General features: G+C 42.2%; 4 protein-coding genes. 2 read left to right on the forward strand and 2 right to left on the reverse strand.

From position 1 onward, the window contains the following. Positions 1–181: 181 nt before the first annotated feature. Positions 182–673, reverse strand: a complete 492-nt coding sequence (locus KTE19_RS13295; RefSeq protein ID WP_217165421.1) for a hypothetical protein — start codon at positions 671–673, stop codon at positions 182–184. Positions 674–873: 200 nt separating this feature from the next. Here KTE19_RS13295 and KTE19_RS13300 point away from each other — a divergent pair, with 200 nt between their 5' ends. Continuing rightward, positions 874–1,734, forward strand: a complete 861-nt coding sequence (locus KTE19_RS13300) for a ribonuclease H family protein (RefSeq protein ID WP_217342491.1) — start codon at positions 874–876, stop codon at positions 1,732–1,734. On the opposite strand, the gene KTE19_RS13305 is transcribed toward KTE19_RS13300, so the two are convergent. Beyond that, positions 1,728–2,291: a DUF2179 domain-containing protein gene (locus KTE19_RS13305; RefSeq protein WP_217165425.1), complete on the reverse strand. Its 564-nt coding sequence runs from the start codon at positions 2,289–2,291 to the stop codon at positions 1,728–1,730. The two genes, KTE19_RS13300 and KTE19_RS13305, sit on opposite strands and share 7 nt — an antisense overlap. Before the next feature lie 181 nt (positions 2,292–2,472). Between KTE19_RS13305 and KTE19_RS13310 the strand changes: the two genes are divergently transcribed. Beyond that, the gene (locus tag KTE19_RS13310; protein ID WP_217165427.1) at positions 2,473–2,913 is read left to right on the forward strand and encodes a VOC family protein; all 441 of its coding nucleotides are present in this window, start codon (positions 2,473–2,475) and stop codon (positions 2,911–2,913) included. Positions 2,914–3,028 lie beyond the last annotated feature (115 nt).

Raw genomic sequence — 3,028 nt, forward strand, 5'->3', positions numbered from 1 at the left:
TGAATACCGGATTCACAACGACCAGTTATGTGCCTAAAAATTATTAAATATTATCTCCAACTATTGGGGTTCACTTCAAAAATCAGGAATAATTGGTCTTTTTTGTTAAGTTTTGGGATCAAAACGCCTACTGTTTCCATCTCGTTTTAAAGATCAGAAGCTAACCGGCTTGAAGTCCAGACTATAATTTTTTCGATTTTTTCATCAAAGCTGGTGACTTCTTGGGCACCGCTGGTTTTTTAGCGGCTGCCTTTTTAGCGGCCGCTGCTTCCTTTCGCTTTCTGGAACGTTCCCTCAGAATGTCTTTGAGCGCATTGATATCATCTTCGTGCTGACTTTTCCACTGCTTATACGAGGTGTTCGTATCCGTATCAGTTGGCTTAAGTCCTGTGTCCAACCAAAAGAGTGATTCTGTTAAGCTGGGGAAATTATGCATCCAGAGCGTTTGACCGTTCTCCGAATCGAACGCAACATACGAGCGGGCATGCCGCTGCAAAAATGTATGTTTGCGAATTTTGAACGCTTCACGTTTACGAGTCAACCGATAATCAGGTAAAATGTACTTACCTTTATTTTTCAGTTGTGGGAAACGTTCATTTATTTGATCTGAGCGGTCCTTTAAGAGGGCGGTTGCCTCTGTTACCGAGATCAATGTGGCTTTAGTTTGGGTCATGTAATTTTGCCCCCTTCTATAATCTATTTTCGCATAGATTTATCTAATTGGAAAGTAGATAGAAACATTATAATTAATAATTAACAAATTAATCAGCATTTTTATACAGTGTGGCGGCATCAGTCGACTATGTTAACTGCAGCAGACATGTTAAAATTTATGATTGTGGAGACTAAATTCAAGTAGGAGAACCAATTTAAATGAAATATTACGCAGTAAGAAAAGGCCGGCAGACCGGGGTCTTTACAACCTGGGATGCTGCCGAAAAACAGGTCAAAGGCTATCCAGGCGCCAAATATAAGAGCTTCAAAGTAAAATCTGAGGCCGAGCAATTTCTCAACGGTCAATTATCGTCAACTTCTCATCAATCTGGCAAACCGGATGTCAAATTTCCGACCGCTGACGCAGACGATATTATTCTGTATACAGATGGTGGGTCCAGAAATCACGGCAACGTGAAAGGCGGCCACGTCAAAACTAACGATAAGGCAGCTTGGGCATATCTGATTGTAACGCCGACCAATCGGTTTTCAGACTCTGGGGGTGAATTTGGGGCGACAAATAATCGGATGGAAATCATGGCCCTCTATGAAGCTCTTGCCTACCTCAATGCTCATGATCTTCAAGACAGCCACATCCATGCGGTTCTAGATTCCAAATACGTCCTAAATGCCATCAATAAAAATTGGCTCAAGGGCTGGCAGCGACGTGGTTGGACGCGTAGTGGGGGACAAAAACTTGAAAATAAGGAATTGTGGCGCTCATTGGCCCAGGAGCTGCGGAACTTTCCCCATTTGTCATTATATTGGACGAAGGGTCATGCGGACAACGAAGGCAACGTATTCGTTGATCGGTTGCTAAATGAAACCATGGATAAAATGAAAGCAAAAACGCCTCAAACTGCCAGTCAGCGACGACCAGTTTCTCAACCGGCTGCCAAGCCCGCTCCATCCAAGACGCATGAGACCGATCTCAAGCCAAGTCCTGATACTGAAAAATCGGTTCAAGACATTGAACACAATTTGAAGCAACTCGGTTTGTTTGACGACGATGATCAATGATTTTTATTCACGTGATGATATCGGCGGTCAACTTCTTTGCTCCAGAAACCACCTGAAAGTTGAACCGGTTCTTGAACCATGATGAACGCATCCGGTGAAAGTTCTTGAATTTGTTCCATCAAGCGGCGGTCAGCTTTCCGAGGGGCCAAGATGCTTAGAACCAAACGGGCGCCGGCACGACCCTGAGCTCGGCTGACCGTGACGCCATAACCAAGGTCTCGGAGGTGTTCGGCCAATTCTTCGTTGTGCGCATGAATTGGATTAGTGGGATCAATTTGGACAGTTACTTCGAAGTTAACGTAGCCCAAAGCAATCTTATCTTCAATGATGATCCCAATATAAATCCCAACTCCAAATCCAATCGCATAAGCCGCAATGTTTAAGGGACTGTCAATGTGCTGCAGGGCGATTGCCAAGGCCATTACGTAGACGAATTCCTCAACCACCGCTACAATTGGCGCCAAGTATTGGTGGCCCTTTACAACCAACATCGTTCTAAATGTATTAATCGAAATGTATAAAGCGTTTAAAATAAAAATTGTGATCGCAAGTTTCATTGAATTTATTCCTCCCACTGTATTTAGTGAATAGTGTATCACTTTTGGGTAATATGTTACTTAAATAATGCATTCCAAACCTTGGTAGCAACGTTCAAGCCTCTTGTTAACATTGACAACTATCGTAATTAACGGTATTCTAAATTTTGTATAATATCTTAAAGTAAGGGTTGCTGACTTAATGAATAATACCAAATTAATTCCATATCTAACCTTTGAAAATACAAAAAGTGCCCTCGACTATTATCAACGGGTATTTGGTGTCACCGACGTAACCCGTCAGGCACCGACTGAAAAACAAGCTGAAGAGATGTCATTAAATGAAGACGTTAACCTGGATGATTTAACATTGCGGGCAAGCTTTAAGATATTGGGGCAAGAAGTTGATTGCGCCGACAGCTTTATGGGTAAGCCGGTGATATCATCACTTATATCATTAATGTTGCAAGTCGATTTACACGATTCGGACGCTGCCAATGACTTGGAGAATTTATATAAACAAGTTGTGGCATCAGAGGAAGTCAAGGTCATTGTCACCTTTGAAAAGAAATCCTCCGGCGATAAGTACGGACAAGTTGTTGATAAATATGGGGTGACTTGGATATTTGAAGGCAAAAAGTAAGTGCCTGATCAGATCTGAAGGACGCTTAAAAAATAAGGGCTCTTCGTCAACTGTTGTTGGTGAAACTAAATTCGAGTTCTAATCACTTTGTGATTAGGGCTCTTTTTGTTTTGAC

Origin of the sequence: Lentilactobacillus dabitei, from assembly GCF_019061365.1 — a bacterium.
Lineage (GTDB): Bacteria > Bacillota > Bacilli > Lactobacillales > Lactobacillaceae > Lentilactobacillus > Lentilactobacillus dabitei.